General features: G+C 65.4%; 16 protein-coding genes and 1 tRNA gene. 7 read left to right on the forward strand and 10 right to left on the reverse strand.

The window, feature by feature from the left end; genetic code table 11:
• The first annotated feature begins 65 nt into the window (after positions 1-65).
• From V5F26_RS16005 to V5F26_RS16020, 4 genes are all read left to right on the forward strand, one after another.
• Positions 66-269, forward strand: a complete 204-nt coding sequence (locus V5F26_RS16005; RefSeq protein WP_394946451.1) for a helix-turn-helix transcriptional regulator — start codon at positions 66-68, stop codon at positions 267-269.
• A complete protein-coding gene (locus tag V5F26_RS16010) occupies positions 266-1,168 on the forward strand; it encodes a DUF7146 domain-containing protein (RefSeq protein ID WP_394946453.1) in 903 nt (300 codons plus the stop codon). Before V5F26_RS16005 ends, V5F26_RS16010 begins: the two co-directional genes overlap by 4 nt.
• Positions 1,162-2,661 carry a YfjI family protein gene (locus V5F26_RS16015; protein ID WP_394946454.1) on the forward strand — a complete coding sequence of 500 codons (1,500 nt, stop codon included), beginning with the start codon at positions 1,162-1,164 and terminating at the stop codon, positions 2,659-2,661. The genes V5F26_RS16010 and V5F26_RS16015 overlap by 7 nt, the downstream gene beginning before the upstream one ends.
• A gap of 327 nt (positions 2,662-2,988) precedes the next feature.
• Complete coding sequence (locus V5F26_RS16020; RefSeq protein ID WP_394946455.1) at positions 2,989-3,519, forward strand: hypothetical protein; 531 nt, start codon at positions 2,989-2,991, stop codon at positions 3,517-3,519.
• Positions 3,520-3,868: 349 nt separating this feature from the next.
• Here V5F26_RS16020 and V5F26_RS16025 read toward each other — a convergent pair whose 3' ends face one another.
• The 10 genes from V5F26_RS16025 to V5F26_RS16070 all read right to left on the reverse strand — a co-directional run bounded on the left by V5F26_RS16025 (position 3,869) and on the right by V5F26_RS16070 (position 13,236).
• Positions 3,869-4,366: a zinc ribbon domain-containing protein gene (locus V5F26_RS16025; protein ID WP_394946456.1), complete on the reverse strand. Its 498-nt coding sequence runs from the start codon at positions 4,364-4,366 to the stop codon at positions 3,869-3,871.
• 638 nt (positions 4,367-5,004) lie between these two features.
• Complete coding sequence (locus tag V5F26_RS16030) at positions 5,005-5,598, reverse strand: hypothetical protein (RefSeq protein ID WP_394946457.1); 594 nt, start codon at positions 5,596-5,598, stop codon at positions 5,005-5,007.
• 544 nt (positions 5,599-6,142) lie between these two features.
• Positions 6,143-6,234 (reverse strand) — tRNA-Ser (locus V5F26_RS16035).
• A gap of 81 nt (positions 6,235-6,315) precedes the next feature.
• Positions 6,316-6,732: a DUF6165 family protein gene (locus tag V5F26_RS16040; RefSeq protein WP_394059361.1), complete on the reverse strand. Its 417-nt coding sequence runs from the start codon at positions 6,730-6,732 to the stop codon at positions 6,316-6,318.
• Positions 6,729-8,861, reverse strand: a complete 2,133-nt coding sequence (locus tag V5F26_RS16045; RefSeq protein ID WP_394946459.1) for a CHAT domain-containing protein — start codon at positions 8,859-8,861, stop codon at positions 6,729-6,731. The genes V5F26_RS16040 and V5F26_RS16045 overlap by 4 nt, the downstream gene beginning before the upstream one ends.
• Positions 8,862-8,989: 128 nt before the next feature.
• Positions 8,990-9,703, reverse strand: a complete 714-nt coding sequence (locus V5F26_RS16050) for a glutathione S-transferase N-terminal domain-containing protein (protein ID WP_394059357.1) — start codon at positions 9,701-9,703, stop codon at positions 8,990-8,992.
• 254 nt (positions 9,704-9,957) lie between these two features.
• Positions 9,958-10,437, reverse strand: coding sequence for a GNAT family N-acetyltransferase (locus tag V5F26_RS16055; protein ID WP_394059355.1), 480 nt, complete (start codon positions 10,435-10,437; stop codon positions 9,958-9,960).
• Complete coding sequence (locus V5F26_RS16060; protein WP_394059353.1) at positions 10,428-11,912, reverse strand: glycosyltransferase family 39 protein; 1,485 nt, start codon at positions 11,910-11,912, stop codon at positions 10,428-10,430. The genes V5F26_RS16055 and V5F26_RS16060 overlap by 10 nt, the downstream gene beginning before the upstream one ends.
• A 175-nt stretch (positions 11,913-12,087) precedes the next feature.
• Complete coding sequence (locus V5F26_RS16065) at positions 12,088-12,378, reverse strand: acylphosphatase (protein WP_234050750.1); 291 nt, start codon at positions 12,376-12,378, stop codon at positions 12,088-12,090.
• A 24-nt stretch (positions 12,379-12,402) separates the two neighbouring features.
• Positions 12,403-13,236 (reverse strand): cell envelope integrity EipB family protein, encoded by an 834-nt coding sequence (locus V5F26_RS16070; protein ID WP_394059351.1) that lies wholly within the window; start codon positions 13,234-13,236, stop codon positions 12,403-12,405.
• Between the two features lie 127 nt (positions 13,237-13,363).
• Here V5F26_RS16070 and V5F26_RS16075 point away from each other — a divergent pair, with 127 nt between their 5' ends.
• The 3 genes from V5F26_RS16075 to V5F26_RS16085 all read left to right on the forward strand — a co-directional run bounded on the left by V5F26_RS16075 (position 13,364) and on the right by V5F26_RS16085 (position 15,953).
• Entirely contained in the window at positions 13,364-13,828 is a 465-nt protein-coding gene (locus V5F26_RS16075) for a RidA family protein (RefSeq protein ID WP_394059349.1), read from the forward strand.
• A gap of 145 nt (positions 13,829-13,973) precedes the next feature.
• Positions 13,974-14,717 carry a glycerophosphodiester phosphodiesterase family protein gene (locus V5F26_RS16080; protein WP_394059347.1) on the forward strand — a complete coding sequence of 248 codons (744 nt, stop codon included), beginning with the start codon at positions 13,974-13,976 and terminating at the stop codon, positions 14,715-14,717.
• A gap of 63 nt (positions 14,718-14,780) precedes the next feature.
• Complete coding sequence (locus V5F26_RS16085; RefSeq protein ID WP_394946460.1) at positions 14,781-15,953, forward strand: GNAT family N-acetyltransferase; 1,173 nt, start codon at positions 14,781-14,783, stop codon at positions 15,951-15,953.
• Positions 15,954-15,964 lie beyond the last annotated feature (11 nt).

Here is a 15,964-nt window from a genome sequence, read left to right on the forward strand (position 1 = left end):
ACCACCCTTCGGCTTAACTCCATCATGTTCCCTGTACGTTCCATCACGGACAGGGAGTTGCCGACATGACAGGGGTTGCACAGTTCGCGACGAAACACCTTCGTCGCAAAGCGGTCGAGGACATCACCGGACTGAGCCGTTCGACCATTTACGACATGATGGGCAAGGGGCTGTTTCCCCGCCCGGTGAAGTTGACGGGCAAGGCTGTGGGGTGGCCTGAAACCGCCATTGCCGAATGGCTGGCGTCCCGTGCGAAGGCCGCGCGATGAGTGAGGCCCACCGCGTCACCGCCGCATTGAGCGGCAAATGGTATGCGCGCTATGGCGTTGCGCGCTGCCCCGCCCATGCCGACGCCCGTCCCAGCCTCACGATTGCCGATGGCCCCACGGGCCTTTTGCTCTTGCATTGCAAGGCGGGTTGCAACTTCGCGGATGTTTTGGCCGCCCTGCGGTGGAAGGGCATCGTGGAGGGCGAACGCCGGAGGCCGGAGCCGGACCTTGCCGAACTTGCGCGCGCTCATGCCAAGGCTGAGCGAGATGCCGTGAAGAAGGAACGGCAGGCGCTCGCTCTCTGGAATGAGGCCCAGGCCATCACTGGCACTCCTGCTGAAACCTATCTACGCGGGCGTGCTATCACCTGCTATCTTCCCGATAGCCTGCGCTTTCATCCCTCCTGTCGTCATCCTGAGGCCGGGCATTTGCCGGCCCTGGTGGCACGGGTTGATGGTTCGGCGCGCTTCGCCATTCATCGCACCTATCTTCGGCCGGATGGCCGCGCAAAAGCCGATGTGCAGCCGAGCAAGGCCATGCTGGGCACCACCGCAGGCGGGGCCGTGCCTGTCGCCTTTGCGGAGAACGCTCCGCTGGTGGTGGCGGAAGGCATCGAAACCGCTCTGTCGCTCGCTTGCGGCCTCGTGGATGGTCCGACAACGGTGTGGGCGGCGCTTTCCACCTCGGGCATGGGTGGGCTTGGCCTGCCGTCTGGAAAGCCCCACCGCTTGATTGTGGCGACCGATGGGGATGCGCCGGGGCGGGCCGCCGGCTTCAAGCTGGCCGAACGCGCTCGGGCGGTGGGCTGGGATGTCGGCCTGCTTCCCGCCCCGGACGGCCGGGACTGGAACGATGTGCTGATGCTGGCTGCCGTGAAGAAAGGGGGCGAGGCATGTTGAGCGCACCCGCACCGATCCCTTTCAAGGCCGAAGGTCCGCAGCCGCTCGTGCGGGACATCCCCTCCGGCCAGCCCTATCCCACCGAGGCGCTCGGTCCGCTGCAAGACGCCGCCGTTGCCGCGCATGACATGTCGCAGGCTCCCATTGCCATTGCTGCGCAATCAGCCTTGGCGGTGGCGAGTCTGGCCGTGCAGGGCTTCGCGGATGTCGAAACGCTGGGCGGCGATGCACCCTGTTCGCTGTTTTGCCTGACCATTGCCGAAAGCGGCGAGCGCAAATCAACTTGTGATCGCCTCTTGATGCGCGGCGCTCATGATTACGAGCGCGACCTCGAAAGGGCGCACAAGCCCGCTCATGCCGAATGGCTCACAACGAAGGAACTTTGGGAGGCCAAGCGCAAGCGGCTGATGGGCGATATCGCCGGCAAGGACTTGGATCGGGCGAGGGCAGCGGAAGCCGATCTGCACGCGATGGGGCCGGAGCCTACCGCGCCGCTTCTGCCCACGGTAATGATTCAAGAACCGACCTTTGAAGGCACAATCAAGCTGTTTCAGGCCGGGCGGCCCTCGCTTGGCCTGTTCAACGATGAGGGCGGGGGCTTCACCGGTGGGCACGCCATGAATGCCGACAACCGTCTTAAGACGATGGCGGGGCTGTCCAAGCTCTGGGATGGCGCCTCGATCAACCGGACCCGCGCCGGAGATGGCGTTGCGACCCTTCGCGGGCGCCGGCTGGCCACCCATCTCATGGCCCAGCCCATTGCCGCCCGCCCACTGATGGCTGACCCGCAGGCGAGCGGGCAAGGCTTCCTCGCGCGGTTCCTGGTCACCGAGCCGCCGTCCGCCATTGGCACGCGGCTGCGACGCGGGCACATGCCTTCGAGTGAAGGAGCCCTTTCCGCGTTCGCCGATCATCTTCGCGCTATTCTGGAAACCCCGCTGCCAACCGGTGACGATCCGCAGGAACTTGCCCCCGCGCGCCTCCCTTTGTCGAAGGGCGCGAAGGAATTGCTTTGGCGCTTTTACGAGGTGGTCGAGAAGGCCCAACAAGGCGGCGGGGCATTGGAGCACGTGCGCTCCTATGCGTCGAAATCAGCCGAACAGGCCGCTCGAATTGCCGGAGTGCTGACCTTATGGGCGGATTTGAACGCGCGGGAGGTTTCGGCCGAGACGATGGCCCAGGGTGTGACGCTCGCCCAATTCTATTTGGAGGAAGCCAGCCGACTGGCGGAAATCGGCGCTGTGTCGGAGGAAACGGCAAGGGCTGAGCGGCTTTTGGCTTGGCTGCGCGAGAGCTGGCCCCATGACGATGTCACCCCGACCGAAATTCTGAACAAGGGGCCGAACGCTTTGCGGGAGCGGGCAAGGCTGAACATGCCCTTAGCTGCATTGGTGAAAGCGGGATGGCTGGTGCCGTTGGAGGCGGGCACGGTTGTTCGGGGCACCGCGCGAAAGGAAGCCTATCGGGTTGTGAGGGCACCCCATGTTGTTTGATGCGCAGGCCGCGCTTGCGGACATTCTCAAGGATGAAGCCCCCGCGATTCCTGCGATTCCTGCGATTGTCGCCCCGCCATCCCCCCTGGAATCGCAGAAATCGCGAGAATCGCGGTCGCAGCCAGCCGCAAACACGCCCACCGGTGCGGTGGTGATCCACCTTGCGCGGGGCTTGGGGCTGCCGACCCATCCCGCGACTTGCGCTGTGTGCGGCGCCACCGACTGGCGTGTGTGTGTGCGCGATGCACGCGGGCGCCCCCTGCACGCCCGGTGCTGGAAAGCGGAACGGATCACGCGTGAGAGCAAACGATAGCCGGAGGTCGCACAATGAAGTTGATACAGGCCAATGCGCGCGTGCCGCAAGACAGCCGCCCGGTGCTCCTGAAGGCCGCTGCGTTAATGCGGGCCGATCCGTCCTTCACGGCGAGATTGCAAGCCTTCCTTGCCGATGATGAGCCGGGGGCCACATGGCGAGATGAAATGGCCGCGATGAGCGCCCGCATTGCGGCGGTCGAAGCGCAGGTGCTCCGGAAAACTCCGGTTTCTCCCGTCCTGAAGGCGCAGACATCCGGCGATGAGGCCGTGTGGCATCTGGCAGCGAATGGCGGCCATGCCCATCTGGGGACTTTGCCCCAGCCTCTGGCAGCCGATGCGGTGGTGCCGCCGGTGGATTGGCAGGCCCGCGCGGCGGCCATCACGCTGTCGACGGGCACCGGCAAGGGCCGGCAGCTGACACCCGCAGGCGAAGCCCTTTTTTGCGACATGATGGATGCGGGAGCCCGGGCACCGGAAATGGCCCGCACACTGGGCATGGCGCCGCAATCAGTTCACTACCGAATGAAGAAAAGGCGGGGCTGATTGCCGGCCGGGCTTTGATTCGCCGCTGAATTTCAGGAAGCCGTTATGCGAGGCAGTGGTGGAGTGAAAGCGAGGGGGGCTTTCCCGGTCAATGGAGCGCTCAAAAAGCCCCGAATTTGCCGACCCGGGCGGGCATTTTCAAAGCCTTCAACCGCCCCAACGTGGGTATCGGACTGGAGTTTCGGGTTCGCACCCTGCTTCCGCGCGTTGGGGGTGCGTACTTGGTGCGAACCTTTCGGCCCTCCGCCAGGGCGATCCAACCTGGAATTCGGCAACGACCAATGGTGATACGAAGCAGCCGGTGCCGTTGTAGGAGAGAATGACATGGTGGTATGCGTGCGACGAGGCGTCAATTCGTGAGGTGGGCCTTCATGGTGAAGAAGCGGGGCGAACAGGTGTCTGGCTTGCAATAGTCCACGATGAGATAATGGGCCAAGGTGTCGTGCAGATAGACCTGCTTTCCGGGGAGGTCCTCAATGCACCCGTATTCCTTCAGCTTTGCCTCTCGGGTAAAGATCGATGTGAAAATGCCCATAATTTTATCCGGGTATACCGTGGTGAGAAGGGCCTTGGGGCACAGCGCCGCGTACTTGGCCGTGAACAGAGGCTTCGTGAGATCCAGCTCGGCTTTTGGCTGCTCCTTGGGCGCGGGCGGTTCGGATGATTTCGCATCATCGCCAGAATGCCGGAGCCCATAGATGACCGCCGCCGCGATCACGAAGGGCAGAATCTTCATGACGGTCAGCGAGGCGCGTGATTTGGCTGGGTCGGAGACTCCGCACTTTGGGCAGGTCTTCGCGCTGGTGCTGACCTCGTTGCCGCACTCGCGACATTTGCGGAGGATCATGGCTGCTCAGCTCAGTTGGTCGTTTGCAGTGGTTATGGCCTGAAAGTTTTAATTTGCGTTTGGTCAATAATTTGACGTTCATGAAATATTCTTACATCGACACAGTCGGACCATAGGTCATATCCATGCGTATTTTCATTTTTTGATACAATTATAAGGCACTCATTATATATTTTATCTGACACATTGGGCCAAATATATTTCAGCCTATCATGTCCGACCTGGTTTCTTTCAATACATCCGTTTACAGCGATTACCCCACCAGGTCCGGGGCCGGAATAGCGGCGGCATAGTTTGTCGACATCGATTTGCGGGAAGAGAGCTTGATCCGCGCCAAATGCTGAAGCGCACGGCATGGCGAGGAACCCGGTGAGCAATAGAAACGAGTGGCGACGCATCATTTGATCCCCCACAGGTTGAGCAGGGGACGGTATCAGCAGTCAGGGATCAAAGGGAGTCCAGAGCCCAAAAAGCGGAAGACGACATGGACTTGCGTGGATTCAAGCTCGCGTGTCGGCAGCTGACGGTGAAGATGGACGGCAGGCGAGAAAATATCGTCCAGCGCCCCGTCGCCTATTACGCCTTCATCGCTTCGTAGGGCGAGGTCCTGGCAGCTTACCACCTGAAGGCACGGATGGTCAGAATGTCACTTCTCCTCGGAAGCTGACTGCGCATACCTGTTCCTCGCATCCCTCAATAGGGAGGTTGGGGATTTCTGAAAGCCTGTAGCGCGTATTATTGATCCTCCGGCATCCGCCGCACGTTTCCGCGAAAATGCCATCTGCCGTCGCAAATTCACATCCAGCGCGCTTCATATTCTCGATATCTCTGGCGCGACAACGCAGGAAGAACGCCAGCCTCAATGTAAATTCAAGCGCATTAAGCGGGTCTGTTTTCCCCTTATCACTCAAGTGAGCATAGTAAGCTCGCGACATGAAGGCATTCGACCGCACCCCAATGGCCGCCTTTTCGGCCGGGGTCATTTGATCTAGAGCTTTCCTGGCGGCCAACGCAACGCCCTCAGAGCGGGAAAACTGGTGGCGGTGAAATAGCTCCAACACCCATTCTGTGTACTGCGGGTCTATAAGGCCCATAGTCGCAATGGCGCGTTCAACATGTGGGCGTAGAGACTCCTTTGACTCCGTCTCTACCGGGATTCCAATATTTGGCTCTGCCTGCGGCTTGGCTTTCCTCCGTTGAAACAGGGATACGAGCAATCGCAACATGTTCATTCTCGCTCCGACGAAGGAGCAGGCACCATAGCCGAAGCTCAATCGGAGGTAGAGTCGGGCTCACGGGCAAATCTAGCGGGACGATAGTACCGATGTGCAAAATGGTGCCTTTGTCAGGCCGCCTTTTGCCGCCGAAGCCATAACTCCGACCCTCCTTCTGCGCGTTGTCGCATGCCCTGAATTGAGCTGCGATGAGATTCTTGCGAGCCAATAGTGGATAGCATCTCAATACCGGCGTGCGCGCCAAGCTCCATCAGGAGCCTCCCCGGCGCGCGATCTTGCCAGATACAGTGCGCGTCCCGTGCTTTTCATGTGATGCTATGGGCTGCCGCCATGAGTCGCATTTTTGGTGTTCCGCCTCGGCGGGGCGGCGACGTTCCTCGGCCCATCCCTTAGGTATCTGGCCGCTCCCCACACTATCGAGTGCCCGAATCGTTCCGACTTATGCCGGAGCCTTCCGCAAACTATTGGGGGATATTTTGGGGGACCGCACCAATTGAGAGATGGATTCTTTCAACGATATCAAAACTTTAACAGAGTTAGGTGGCGGAGACGGAGGGATTCGAACCCTCGAGACCCTTTTGGGGGTCTGCTCATTTAGCAAACGAGTGCCTTCAGCCTCTCGGCCACGTCTCCCGCTCGCTCTCCTATGCCGAACCGAAGACGGCTTTGCAAGGCACTGAAGTGGGTTTTCCAGCGAAACCCACAAAGTCGGCGTCAGCCGGCGACCCCCGCCGAGGCCGCGCCATAGGACTTTTCCTCCACCAGCCAGGAGCCGGAATGCAGGTTGATCTGCCGCTTCAGGGCCGCCCTCTCGTCGTTCAGCACATAGACAGAGCGCGCCAAAGCGACGAAGGGCGCGCCAAAATCCTGCCTGGCCTCCAGGTGCCGCAGTTCATCCTCCACGTGCCAGAGGCGGCGATTCACGTCCAGGAGAGCGCCAAAGAGGTCTTCAAAACTGTCCGCCAAGCGCGATGACGTGCGCAGCTCCCGCAGCGCGTCCAACTCGCGAGAGACGTTGGCGCGCTGGGCCTCGTCGGTCAGGTGCTCCATCTTCAGCATGAGGATGGTGATCTTGTCGTAGAGCTCGCCAACCGAGATCGGCGCGAGAATCATCACGCCTGCGGTGCTCATGGGGCCTCCTTCGCCTGCAGGAGCGCCTCGACGGCGGCCGCGATGCGGGTGAACACGTCGTCCCACTCCCCCGCCCGGCTTTGGCGGAAAAGGCGCACACTTGGATAGAGGTGCGTGCGCTCTCCCTCCCGTCCCCAGCGCCAGTCTGGCACCGCGCGCAGCGCCAGGAAGGCAGGGCGGCCGCGCGCGCCTGCCAGATGGACCAGCGCGCTATCAATGGTCACCACCACATCCAGATGCTGAAGAATGCCGGCGGTATCCATGAAGGTGCCCTCGGCATCGCGATCAGCCGCCAGCCGCACGATGCGGTCCGCGAAGGGCACGTCGTCAATCTGCTCCTCGCCATACCCCCATTGGAGGCTCACCAGCTCAACCCCTTCGAGCTCCGCCAGCGGCGCGAAGGCCGAAAGCGGCGCCGAACGGCCCACATCCACCGCCGAGCTCGGATTGCCCTGCCAGTTGATACCCACGCGCAGGCGCGGCGGCGGCCGCACCACGACCGGCGCAGGTTCCTCCGGCGCATTCTCTGCGCCCGCGCCATCGGCGGAAGGTTCGGCGGAGCCGGGCGGCGCGTCGAGATCCGGCGGCGCCTCGGCCGCGGCGTCGTCCTCCCCCGGCTCCGGGAGCGTTTCCGCCAGACGCCATGTCCGCCAGCGGGCCACACGCTCGGGATCCACGGTGAGATAGGGAGCGGACGGCCAGTCGGCCGGATTGGGGGCGATCAGCCCCGGCAAGCTGCCCACCGGCACCCAGCGCAATCCGGGCCGCGAGGTGTCCACGCTGGCGAGATCGCTGATCACGGGCACGCGCGCATCGATTCGCGACAGCAGCGGCGCATTCCGCCGCGCGGTGAGGAAACGGGCGTGGATGCCGCGATCGGCCAGAAGCCTCACCAGCCGGCCGAACTGGATGAGGTCGCCGAGCCCTTGCTCGCCGAGCACGATCAGTTCTTCCACCGGCTCGCGCCCGTCCCACCGCTCGAAGGACAGCGGCACGTAGGCCGGCGGCATCAAGCCGCCACGCGCCTCATAGCCGGTCCATCCCTCCGGCCACCGCCCGTGGGCAAGATTCTCCGCGCCGCAGACGAAGCGCACCACGGGCAGGCCGGGATCTGCCGCCAGCGCTGCGGCGGCGGCCCGCTCTCCACCGGCGACATCGCCCATGTCGAACCTCAAGGTGGCGAGCGAGATGTGGGCCAGCGCCAGCGTGGGGTCGAGGGTCAGCGCGGCCTCGGCATCGGCAAGGGCACCGGCCGTGTCGCCCATGAAGCGCTTCACCTCCGACCGCTCCTGGAGCACCGGGGCGCAGGCGGGGTCGCGCGCCAGCGCGTCGTCGCACACGGCAAGGGCCTCGTCCGGCTTCTGCTCCCGGCACAGCACGCGCGCCAGCGGCGCCGCCCAGGCGACGCGATCCGGCGCCACCGCCAGGGCGGTGCTGAAGGCCGCCCGCGCGCCAGCCAGGTCACAATTGCCGAGACACCCCTGGCCGCGCAGGAAATGGGCGTCTGCCATCCGGGGATCGATGCGCAAGGCGCGGTCGGCAGCCGCGGCGACCTCCTCGAAGCGGCCGAGCTCCAGCAGCGTGCCCGCGGTGGAGATCCAATGGCGCGGCTCCCACGGCTGCATGGTGGTGAGCGTCTCGCAGTCGCGCAGGGCATCCTGCGACCTGCCGACACGCGAGAGGGCCGTGGCGCGATTGGCCAACGCCTCCGCGGCGCGGGGATCGAGCGCGAGAACGCGGTCGAAACGGGTCACCGCCTCTTCGTGGCGCCCCTGCGCCGCCAGCATGTTGCCGGCCAGATAATGCGCCTCGCCCAGGGTGGGGTCGAGGGTCGCGGCCGCCTCGTAGGCGGCCAGTGCCTTGTCCCAGGTCCGGCTCGCCTGATAGGCGGCCCCCAGCAGCACATGGGCCCCGGCAAGAGAGGGGAAGGCCTCGCAGGTGCGGCGGGCGGCCTGCAGCGCCTCCTTGAAGCGGCGGGTCTGCAGCAGGGCGAACACCAGCAGGCGCTGCACCTCGAACACCGGCTTGGGCTTTACCAACCGGCGGTAGATCTCGATCGCCTCATCCAACTTGCCCTGACGATGCAGCTCAGTCGCCCGGCTGAAGGCAGCACGTGCATCGGTTGACATGGGACGGCGGCTCCTGGAGATGCGCTTTCGGCGTCTCTCTTAGAGCACCTATGGTTGGAGGGAAACCCAATCCGCACGCGACGTCGCGCGGCATTGCCCCCGAGCGCAGGCCCGAACGGGCGCCGATGTCACCCGCGGGCGCGCTGGCCGAACAGGACCGCCTGGGCATCCTTGTCCTTGGCGATATCGAGGTTGCTGCGCTCCTCGGCGCTCAAGGCCAAGCCGCGCTGCACGGCGGGCCGCTCCATCACGCGCGCCAGCCAAGCCTTAACATGCGGGAACTCTTCGATATTCTGGCCCTGTCGTTCCCAAAGCTTGGCCCAGCCCACGCAGGCAATGTCGGCAATGGAATACGCGCCCGCCAGATAATCCCGGTCCCTCAGACGCGCGTTCATCACGCCATAGAGGCGGTGCACCTCATGGGTGTAGCGCTCGATGGCATAGGGAATTTTTTCCGGCGCATAGATGCGGAAATGATGGGCCTGGCCGGCCATGGGTCCGAGCCCGCCCATCTGCCAGAACAGCCATTGGTCCACTTCCACCCGCCCGCGCTCGTCGGCCGGGTAGAAAAGCCCGGTTTTGCGGCCGAGATACTGGAGAATCGCCCCTGATTCGAACACCGAGATGGGCTGCCCGCCCGGGCCCTCGGGGTCGAGGATGGCCGGCATCTTGTTGTTGGGCGAGATGGCCAGGAATTCCGGCTTGAACTGGTCACCCTTGCCGATGTTCACGAGCTTCACCTCATAGGGAAGCCCGCACTCCTCGAGCATGATGGAGATTTTCCAGCCGTTGGGCGTGGGCCAGTAATAAAACTCTATGGGCTGGGTCTGCACCTGTGCCACGATTCGCTCCCCGAAACTCTGTCGTTCCGGCCGATCCTCGCGGCCGTGGGACGTCAACCAATGGCGACCAGGGGCATCGCGCCCCGCCACCACTTCCGTCTCGACCCCTCGGATCGGGACGCACGCCGTAATGCCGGGCTCACGTTCCCGTCCGGCGGCGCATGGTTAAGACCTAACCATAGCACACAGGATCGGCAAGAGAGGTCCAGTTGAGAGGTCCAGTTGAGAGGTCCGTGGCGGGTAGAGGTATAGCCCTACGTCAGCTCGATCTTGAAACCGAAATGGGAGGACGCGAAGCCCAGCCGCTCATAGAAGCGGTGGCTGGCCTCGCGACGCCGGTTGGAAGTCAGGGCCAGGGTAACGGCTCCCGCAGCACGCGCTTCCGCCATGGCGTGGCGGACCATGCGCTCCCCGATTCGCCGGCCACGCAGGTCGGACACCACCTGCACCCCTTCGAGAATCGCCCTCAATACGCCACGGCCGGGCAGGCTGTGGGCGAAGATGAGTTCGAAGGTGCCCACCACCCGGCCGTCGATCTCCGCCACATAGAGCCAAGTGGAAGGGTTGGCGCAGATGGCCTGGTACGCGGCCCGATAGTCCGCGAAGGCCTCGGCATCGGTGGTGTCTCCATGCCCGCCCACCTCGTCGTCCGCAAACAGGGCGACCACAGCGGGCAGGTCCTGCTCGCGCGCGAGGCGGAAAATCAGTCCATCGGGATGCAGTCTTACCGGCACAGGGGATCATCCGCAGGAAGAGGAGTGAGCTGCCAGTCGGTCCACCGGTGGGGGTTCATCAGCGGAGACGACCACTTCACCGGCATTTCGACAGTGTTGCGCCCCGGGGGCGGCAACAGGCGGAACGGCAGGCCGTTGGCGATGCCGGTGATGCGCGCGCAACCGGTGCTCTCCCGCGCGGGCGGGCGATATTGCAGCTCGGTCACGATCACCACGCGGGCGCCAGGCACGGCGGCCCGCAGGCGACCGGCGGAAGTGCGGTCGTCGGCCACCAGCGTCGGCGCCGGGCCCAGCTGGTGCTTCACTGTGGGAGCCAGCCGATGGAGCGGCTCCGCCGCCACGCAGCGCCCACACAGCCGCGGATCGGGCCACAGGGGAATCGCCACCCGAACAGCGAGCACGCCCACCGCGATCGCCAGCAGCACGCCGAGATAGGCCGGCATCCGCGCCCGCCAGCCGCCGACCCGCTCCAGCTCGGCGAACATGTAGACCGGCAGCATCAGCAGAAACACGTGGAAGTAGCGATCCCGCAGGCTCGTGGAGCCCACCGCGAGCACCCCCACCAGCGCCGCCACGAGGCCGAGGATGATGACATTGCGCAGCACGCGGCGGGCGCCGGCGTGCTGCACATCATCCGCCGCCCGCGCGCCTTCGCCACGGTTCCAGGGCAGGAAGATCAGGGCCGCGAGCGCCGCGAACGGCAGCGCATAGCCCACCAGCGCCACCACATAGCTCTGCACCACCTCGTCCCAGCCCGATTGGGCGGCGCCGATGGTCTGGGCGGTGGCCGCCACCACGTCCTGCTTCAGGAAATGCAGGGCGAGCCCATAGACGGCCAGCGGCGCGGCCGCCACCAGGGCCGTGATCAGGATGCGCCGGTCGAACAGGGCGCGGCGGTAGGTGGGCTCGAAGAGGCAGGCCACCACCAACGCGCCCAGGAATGCCACGAACCCGAACTTGCCCAGCAGGCCGACCGCGATCCAGGCACCCAAACCCGCATAGAGGGCCGCGCTGGGCTTTCGCACGATGGCGATGAGCGTCAGCATGGCCCCCGCGATGGCCACGATCATCACGTTGGAATGGGTGAGGATGCGGTGGCTGTGATAGCCGATCACCCACAGGGCCGAGAGCGAATAGACCGCCGCCGCCTGCAGGCGGGGATCGTGAATCACCCGCCGCGCGACCCGGTAGATCAGCATGGCGCAGGCGAACAGCAGCGCGTAGCGCAGGATCGCGAAGCTCAGCCGCCCGGTGCCAACGATCTGCTGGAGCCCATAGAGCAGCCAGTCGAAGAAGGGCGGGTTGCGCGGAACGTAGCTCAGCTCCAGCGACTGGACGAGATAGCTCTCGACCGCGTCGTCGACATTGATGGCCGATTCCAGGAAGGCGCCGATGGCTGCATGCAGCAGGCACCAGATGCCGACGATGACGGCCACACCCCTTGGCGTGGCCCAGAACGGGAGGGCCTCGCCCATCCCCGCCGGGCTCTCCTTCGGTGAACCCGGGTGCGGGGCGCGCGCTTGAATTTCGATCACGGGACTGACGCACTCCAACGGCCTGCGACCCCGTTTCTATAACCAGCATCGGGCCGCCGGCGCCACACGGCGAAGGCACCGGGGAACGCAAGGCGGCCGAGGTGGTGCAAACGGGTCACAGGGTCTCCAGGATGACGAACACCTCCTCGCCCCCCGCAGCGAGGGCGCTGTCGGCGGCATCGTGGAGCAGCAGGTCATCCACCCGTGCGCCGGGCGGGCCGGCGCGGCAGGCATCCACCATGGCTGCCACCAGCGCCTCGTCGCCAGCAACCACCGCCTCCACCGCTCCGTTGGAGCGGTTGCGCACCCAGCCCTTCAGCCCGCGCACCTGCGCCTCATACGCGCACCAGGCCCGGTAGCCCACGCCCTGCACCCGGCCACGCAACGTTATATGCACCACGCGCATGCGCACCTCCCCTGTCGCGGAGCGTCACGGCTGGCAGTTGCCGCCCGCCGGCAGCGCCTCGAAGGAGGTCATGCTGCCGATGAGCGCGAACCGGCCGTAATCGATCTTCAGGTCGCCCACCACGCCATTGTCATAGAGGGTGAAGCTCATCACATAAGCGGGCCCCTCGTCGATGGCACCGGGCTCGAAATAGCTGACCGCCACCGGATAGGAGAGATGCCCGGCCAGGGCTTCGCGGGCCGCGGGCGCCAGGCGCCCCCCGCCGCTGCCGGCCCGCCCGATCACGGCCAGCGTGTCATAGACCTTGTCGGGGTCGCTGGCGCCGTCATAGACCTTGGCCGAAAGCGTGCCCTCCCCGGCCGCAGCAGCCGCCAGCACTTTCAGCACGTGCTGCGTCGGCATCAGGATGGCGCCGTGGAGGACCTTGACCGCGTCATCGGGCCTGGTCACCACCACCTTCAGCGTATCCGCCCCCTCGCGCGTCACGCTGGCGGCGACCTCCTCGACCTCGTCATCGCTGTCGGTCTTGCTTTCGAAGCGATAGGCCGCGCCGTCCCCCGCCTCCCACGACTTGGAGGTGACGGTCTGCCGCGCGCCGCCCTTTTCCCCGCCCCGGCTCTCGCTGGTCTGTCGGGTCAGGGTGTCGTAGCCCGCGCAGGCGTCGCCGGTGAGCTGGTAATTGATGCTCCCGCTCATGTCCTCGAGCTGGCCCGTGGGCCGCGAGCCGTCCAGGGTGAGCGCATAGGTGGCCCGGTGGGGCAGCAGCGCCATGGCCGCCGCCGGCCCGCACAGGACGAGGGAGAAGGCGAGTTGCCCGCCCATGCACAGGAGCGCCAACGCGCCCGATCGAAGCCTCATCCGCGCCTCTCCTCCACATTTCCCGGCCGGCATTCCCAAAGGGATGCGCTTGCGTCCCACCCCGCCTTCAGCGAAGAGGAGGGCCCAATTGCGCACACCGTGTGGCAGGAACCCGCAAGGAGTCCTCATGACCTCGTCCGTTGAACAGAAGCTCGCCGCACTCGGAATCACCCTGCCCACGCCCAATCCGCCGCTGGCCAATTATGTTCCGGTGGTGCGCACGGGCAATCTGCTGTTCATCTCCGGCCAGGTTTCCATCGACGCGGCGGGCAAGATCATCACCGGCAAGCTCGGCGGCAGCGTGGACATCGCCACCGGCGCCGCTGCGGCCAGGCTGTGCGCCATCAACCTGCTGGCCCATACCAAGGCCACCATCGGCGATCTCGACAAGCTGGTGCGCGTGGTGAAGGTGGTGGCGTTCGTGAACTCCACCCCGGACTTCGTGGACCAGCCCAAGGTGGTGAACGGCTGCTCCGACCTGCTGGTGGAAGTGCTCGGAGACAAGGGCCGCCATGCCCGCTCCGCGGTCGGCATCGCCGCCCTGCCCTTCGACGCGGCGGTGGAAGTCGAAGCCGTCATCGAAGTGGCCTGAACCTGACGCGTCTTTAAACAGGAGCGCCCCGAAGTCTTCCCCGCTCCACGGGACGCGGAAAGACTTCGGGGTTTTGAGTTCACGCGTTCTCCAGGTGAAGCGAAGGCCCCTTCGCGCGAGAACGCTCAAGGATGGGTGAGCTCTGGTGGGCGATTTTTCTTGGCTCACGGCGCGGCCCATCGCCCATCGCGGGCTCCACGATGCCGCAAAGGGCATCGTGGAGAACACGCCTTCGGCGGTGGATGCGGCCATTGCGGGCGGTTTTTCCATCGAGGTGGACCTTCAGCTCTCCGCCGATGGTGTGCCCATGGTGTTCCATGATGCCACCCTGGAACGCCTCACCGCCGGCCAGGGGCCTTTGGTCGCCCTCACCGCGCGCGAACTCCAGGCCCTGCCCTTCAAGGGCTCCACCGACCACATGATGCGCCTGGACGATCTGCTGGAACGCGTGAACGGCCGCGTGCCCCTGGTGATCGAGCTGAAGAGCGAGCGCCAGGCCAATACCGACCTTGCGGTTCGCGCCAGCCGCCGCATCGCCGCCTATGACGGCCCAGCCGCGCTCATGTCGTTTGATCCCCGCCTGCTACCCACTGTGCGCACGCACGCGCCGGCCGTCGCGCGGGGCATCGTCGCCGAATTTGACTTCAGCGGGCCCGACTGGCCGGGCCTCAATGTGTTTCAACGGATGCTGCTCGGCCATCTGCTGCACTGGCCGGCCTCGCATTTCCAGTTCGTCGCCTACCGCGTGGCCGATCTCGATTCGCTGGCGCCGCAGATGGCCCGCCAGTTCGGACTGCCGCTGCTCACCTGGACCGTCCGCACCCCAGAGGATCGCGCCCGCGCCGCGCGCTATGCCGACCAGATGATCTTCGAGGGCTTCCTGCCCTGAGGGGCGGCCCTGCGACCGTCCGTCGCGCTTTCAGGGCGGCGCTGCGGTGCACACTGTATCCTTATGCCCGACGCCCGCATTCGTATTCTCCCGTCCTTGTCCGAAATCCCGGCGGCCCAGTGGGATGCCTGCGCCGCGGGCGGCGCGGCGCGGCCCGAGCCTTTGGTCAGCCACGCCTTTCTCTCCGCTTTGGAGGAGACCGGCTGCGTCAGCGCCAAGACCGGCTGGCTGCCCCAGCACCTGGTGCTTGAGGGGGCCGATGGAACAGTGACGGCCGTGGCGCCGGCCTATCTGAAGGGCCATTCGCGCGGCGAATATGTCTTCGACCAGGGCTGGGCGGATGCCTACCATCGCGCCGGCGGCAGCTATTATCCCAAGATCCAGGTGGCTGTGCCCTTCACCCCGGTCACCGGCCGGCGCCTGCTGCTGCGCGATCCGGCCGACCCCGCCGCCCGCCCGGCGCTGGCCGCCGGGCTGAAGCAGCTGGTTCAGCTGCGCGAGGCCTCGTCCGCCCATGTTACCTTCGCCACGGAAGAGGAATGGCAAAGCCTTGCCGCGCAAGGCTTTCTGCAGCGCACGGACCGGCAGTTCCACTGGACCAATGCCGGCTATGGCAGCTATGACGACTTCCTGGGCGCCCTCGCCTCCCGCAAGCGCAAGGCGCTGAAAAAGGAGCGGCGCGAGGCGCTGGCGGATAACATCACCATCGAATGGCTCACGGGCGCGCAGATCACCGAAGCCGCCTGGGATGCCTTCTTCGCCTTCTATACGGATACCGGCGCGCGCAAATGGGGCTCGCCTTATCTCAACCGCGCCTTCTTCTCCCTGGCGGGCGAGCGGCTGGGCGATCAGATCCTGTTGGTGATGGCCAGGCGCCAGGGCCGCTACATCGCCGGCGCGCTCAACTTTATCGGGGCGGAAGCCCTGTATGGGCGCTATTGGGGCGCCATCGAGGAGCATCCCTACCTGCATTTCGAAGTCTGCTACCATCAGGCCATCGACTTCGCCATCGCGCGCGGGCTCAAGGTGGTGGAAGCCGGGGCCCAGGGCGAGCACAAGCTTGCCCGCGGCTACCTGCCGACCACCACCTATTCGGCCCACTACATCGCCCATCCGGGGCTGCGGGCTGCGGTGGCGCAATATCTGGAGCACGAGCGCACCTATGTGGCCGAGGACGCGGCCGTGCTGACCGATCTTGGCCCCTTCCGCCGCGGCGGCGAGCCGGAACAGGACTGACCGGGGCCCGG

Origin of the sequence: Xanthobacter variabilis, from assembly GCF_043831965.2 — a bacterium.
Taxonomy (GTDB): Bacteria; Pseudomonadota; Alphaproteobacteria; order Rhizobiales; family Xanthobacteraceae; genus Xanthobacter.

Coding starts and splice junctions, on each gene's coding strand:
- V5F26_RS16075 (WP_394059349.1), top strand. CDS start 13,364: ATGACCTCGTCCGTTGAACAGAAGCTCGCCGCACTCGGAATCACCCTG.
- V5F26_RS16020 (WP_394946455.1), top strand. CDS start 2,989: ATGAAGTTGATACAGGCCAATGCGCGCGTGCCGCAAGACAGCCGCCCG.
- V5F26_RS16065 (WP_234050750.1), bottom strand. CDS start 12,378: ATGCGCGTGGTGCATATAACGTTGCGTGGCCGGGTGCAGGGCGTGGGC.
- V5F26_RS16070 (WP_394059351.1), bottom strand. CDS start 13,236: ATGAGGCTTCGATCGGGCGCGTTGGCGCTCCTGTGCATGGGCGGGCAA.
- V5F26_RS16045 (WP_394946459.1), bottom strand. CDS start 8,861: ATGTCAACCGATGCACGTGCTGCCTTCAGCCGGGCGACTGAGCTGCAT.
- V5F26_RS16010 (WP_394946453.1), top strand. CDS start 266: ATGAGTGAGGCCCACCGCGTCACCGCCGCATTGAGCGGCAAATGGTAT.
- V5F26_RS16085 (WP_394946460.1), top strand. CDS start 14,781: ATGCCCGACGCCCGCATTCGTATTCTCCCGTCCTTGTCCGAAATCCCG.
- V5F26_RS16015 (WP_394946454.1), top strand. CDS start 1,162: ATGTTGAGCGCACCCGCACCGATCCCTTTCAAGGCCGAAGGTCCGCAG.
- V5F26_RS16025 (WP_394946456.1), bottom strand. CDS start 4,366: ATGATCCTCCGCAAATGTCGCGAGTGCGGCAACGAGGTCAGCACCAGC.
- V5F26_RS16040 (WP_394059361.1), bottom strand. CDS start 6,732: ATGAGCACCGCAGGCGTGATGATTCTCGCGCCGATCTCGGTTGGCGAG.
- V5F26_RS16005 (WP_394946451.1), top strand. CDS start 66: ATGACAGGGGTTGCACAGTTCGCGACGAAACACCTTCGTCGCAAAGCG.
- V5F26_RS16030 (WP_394946457.1), bottom strand. CDS start 5,598: ATGAACATGTTGCGATTGCTCGTATCCCTGTTTCAACGGAGGAAAGCC.
- V5F26_RS16060 (WP_394059353.1), bottom strand. CDS start 11,912: ATGGGCGAGGCCCTCCCGTTCTGGGCCACGCCAAGGGGTGTGGCCGTC.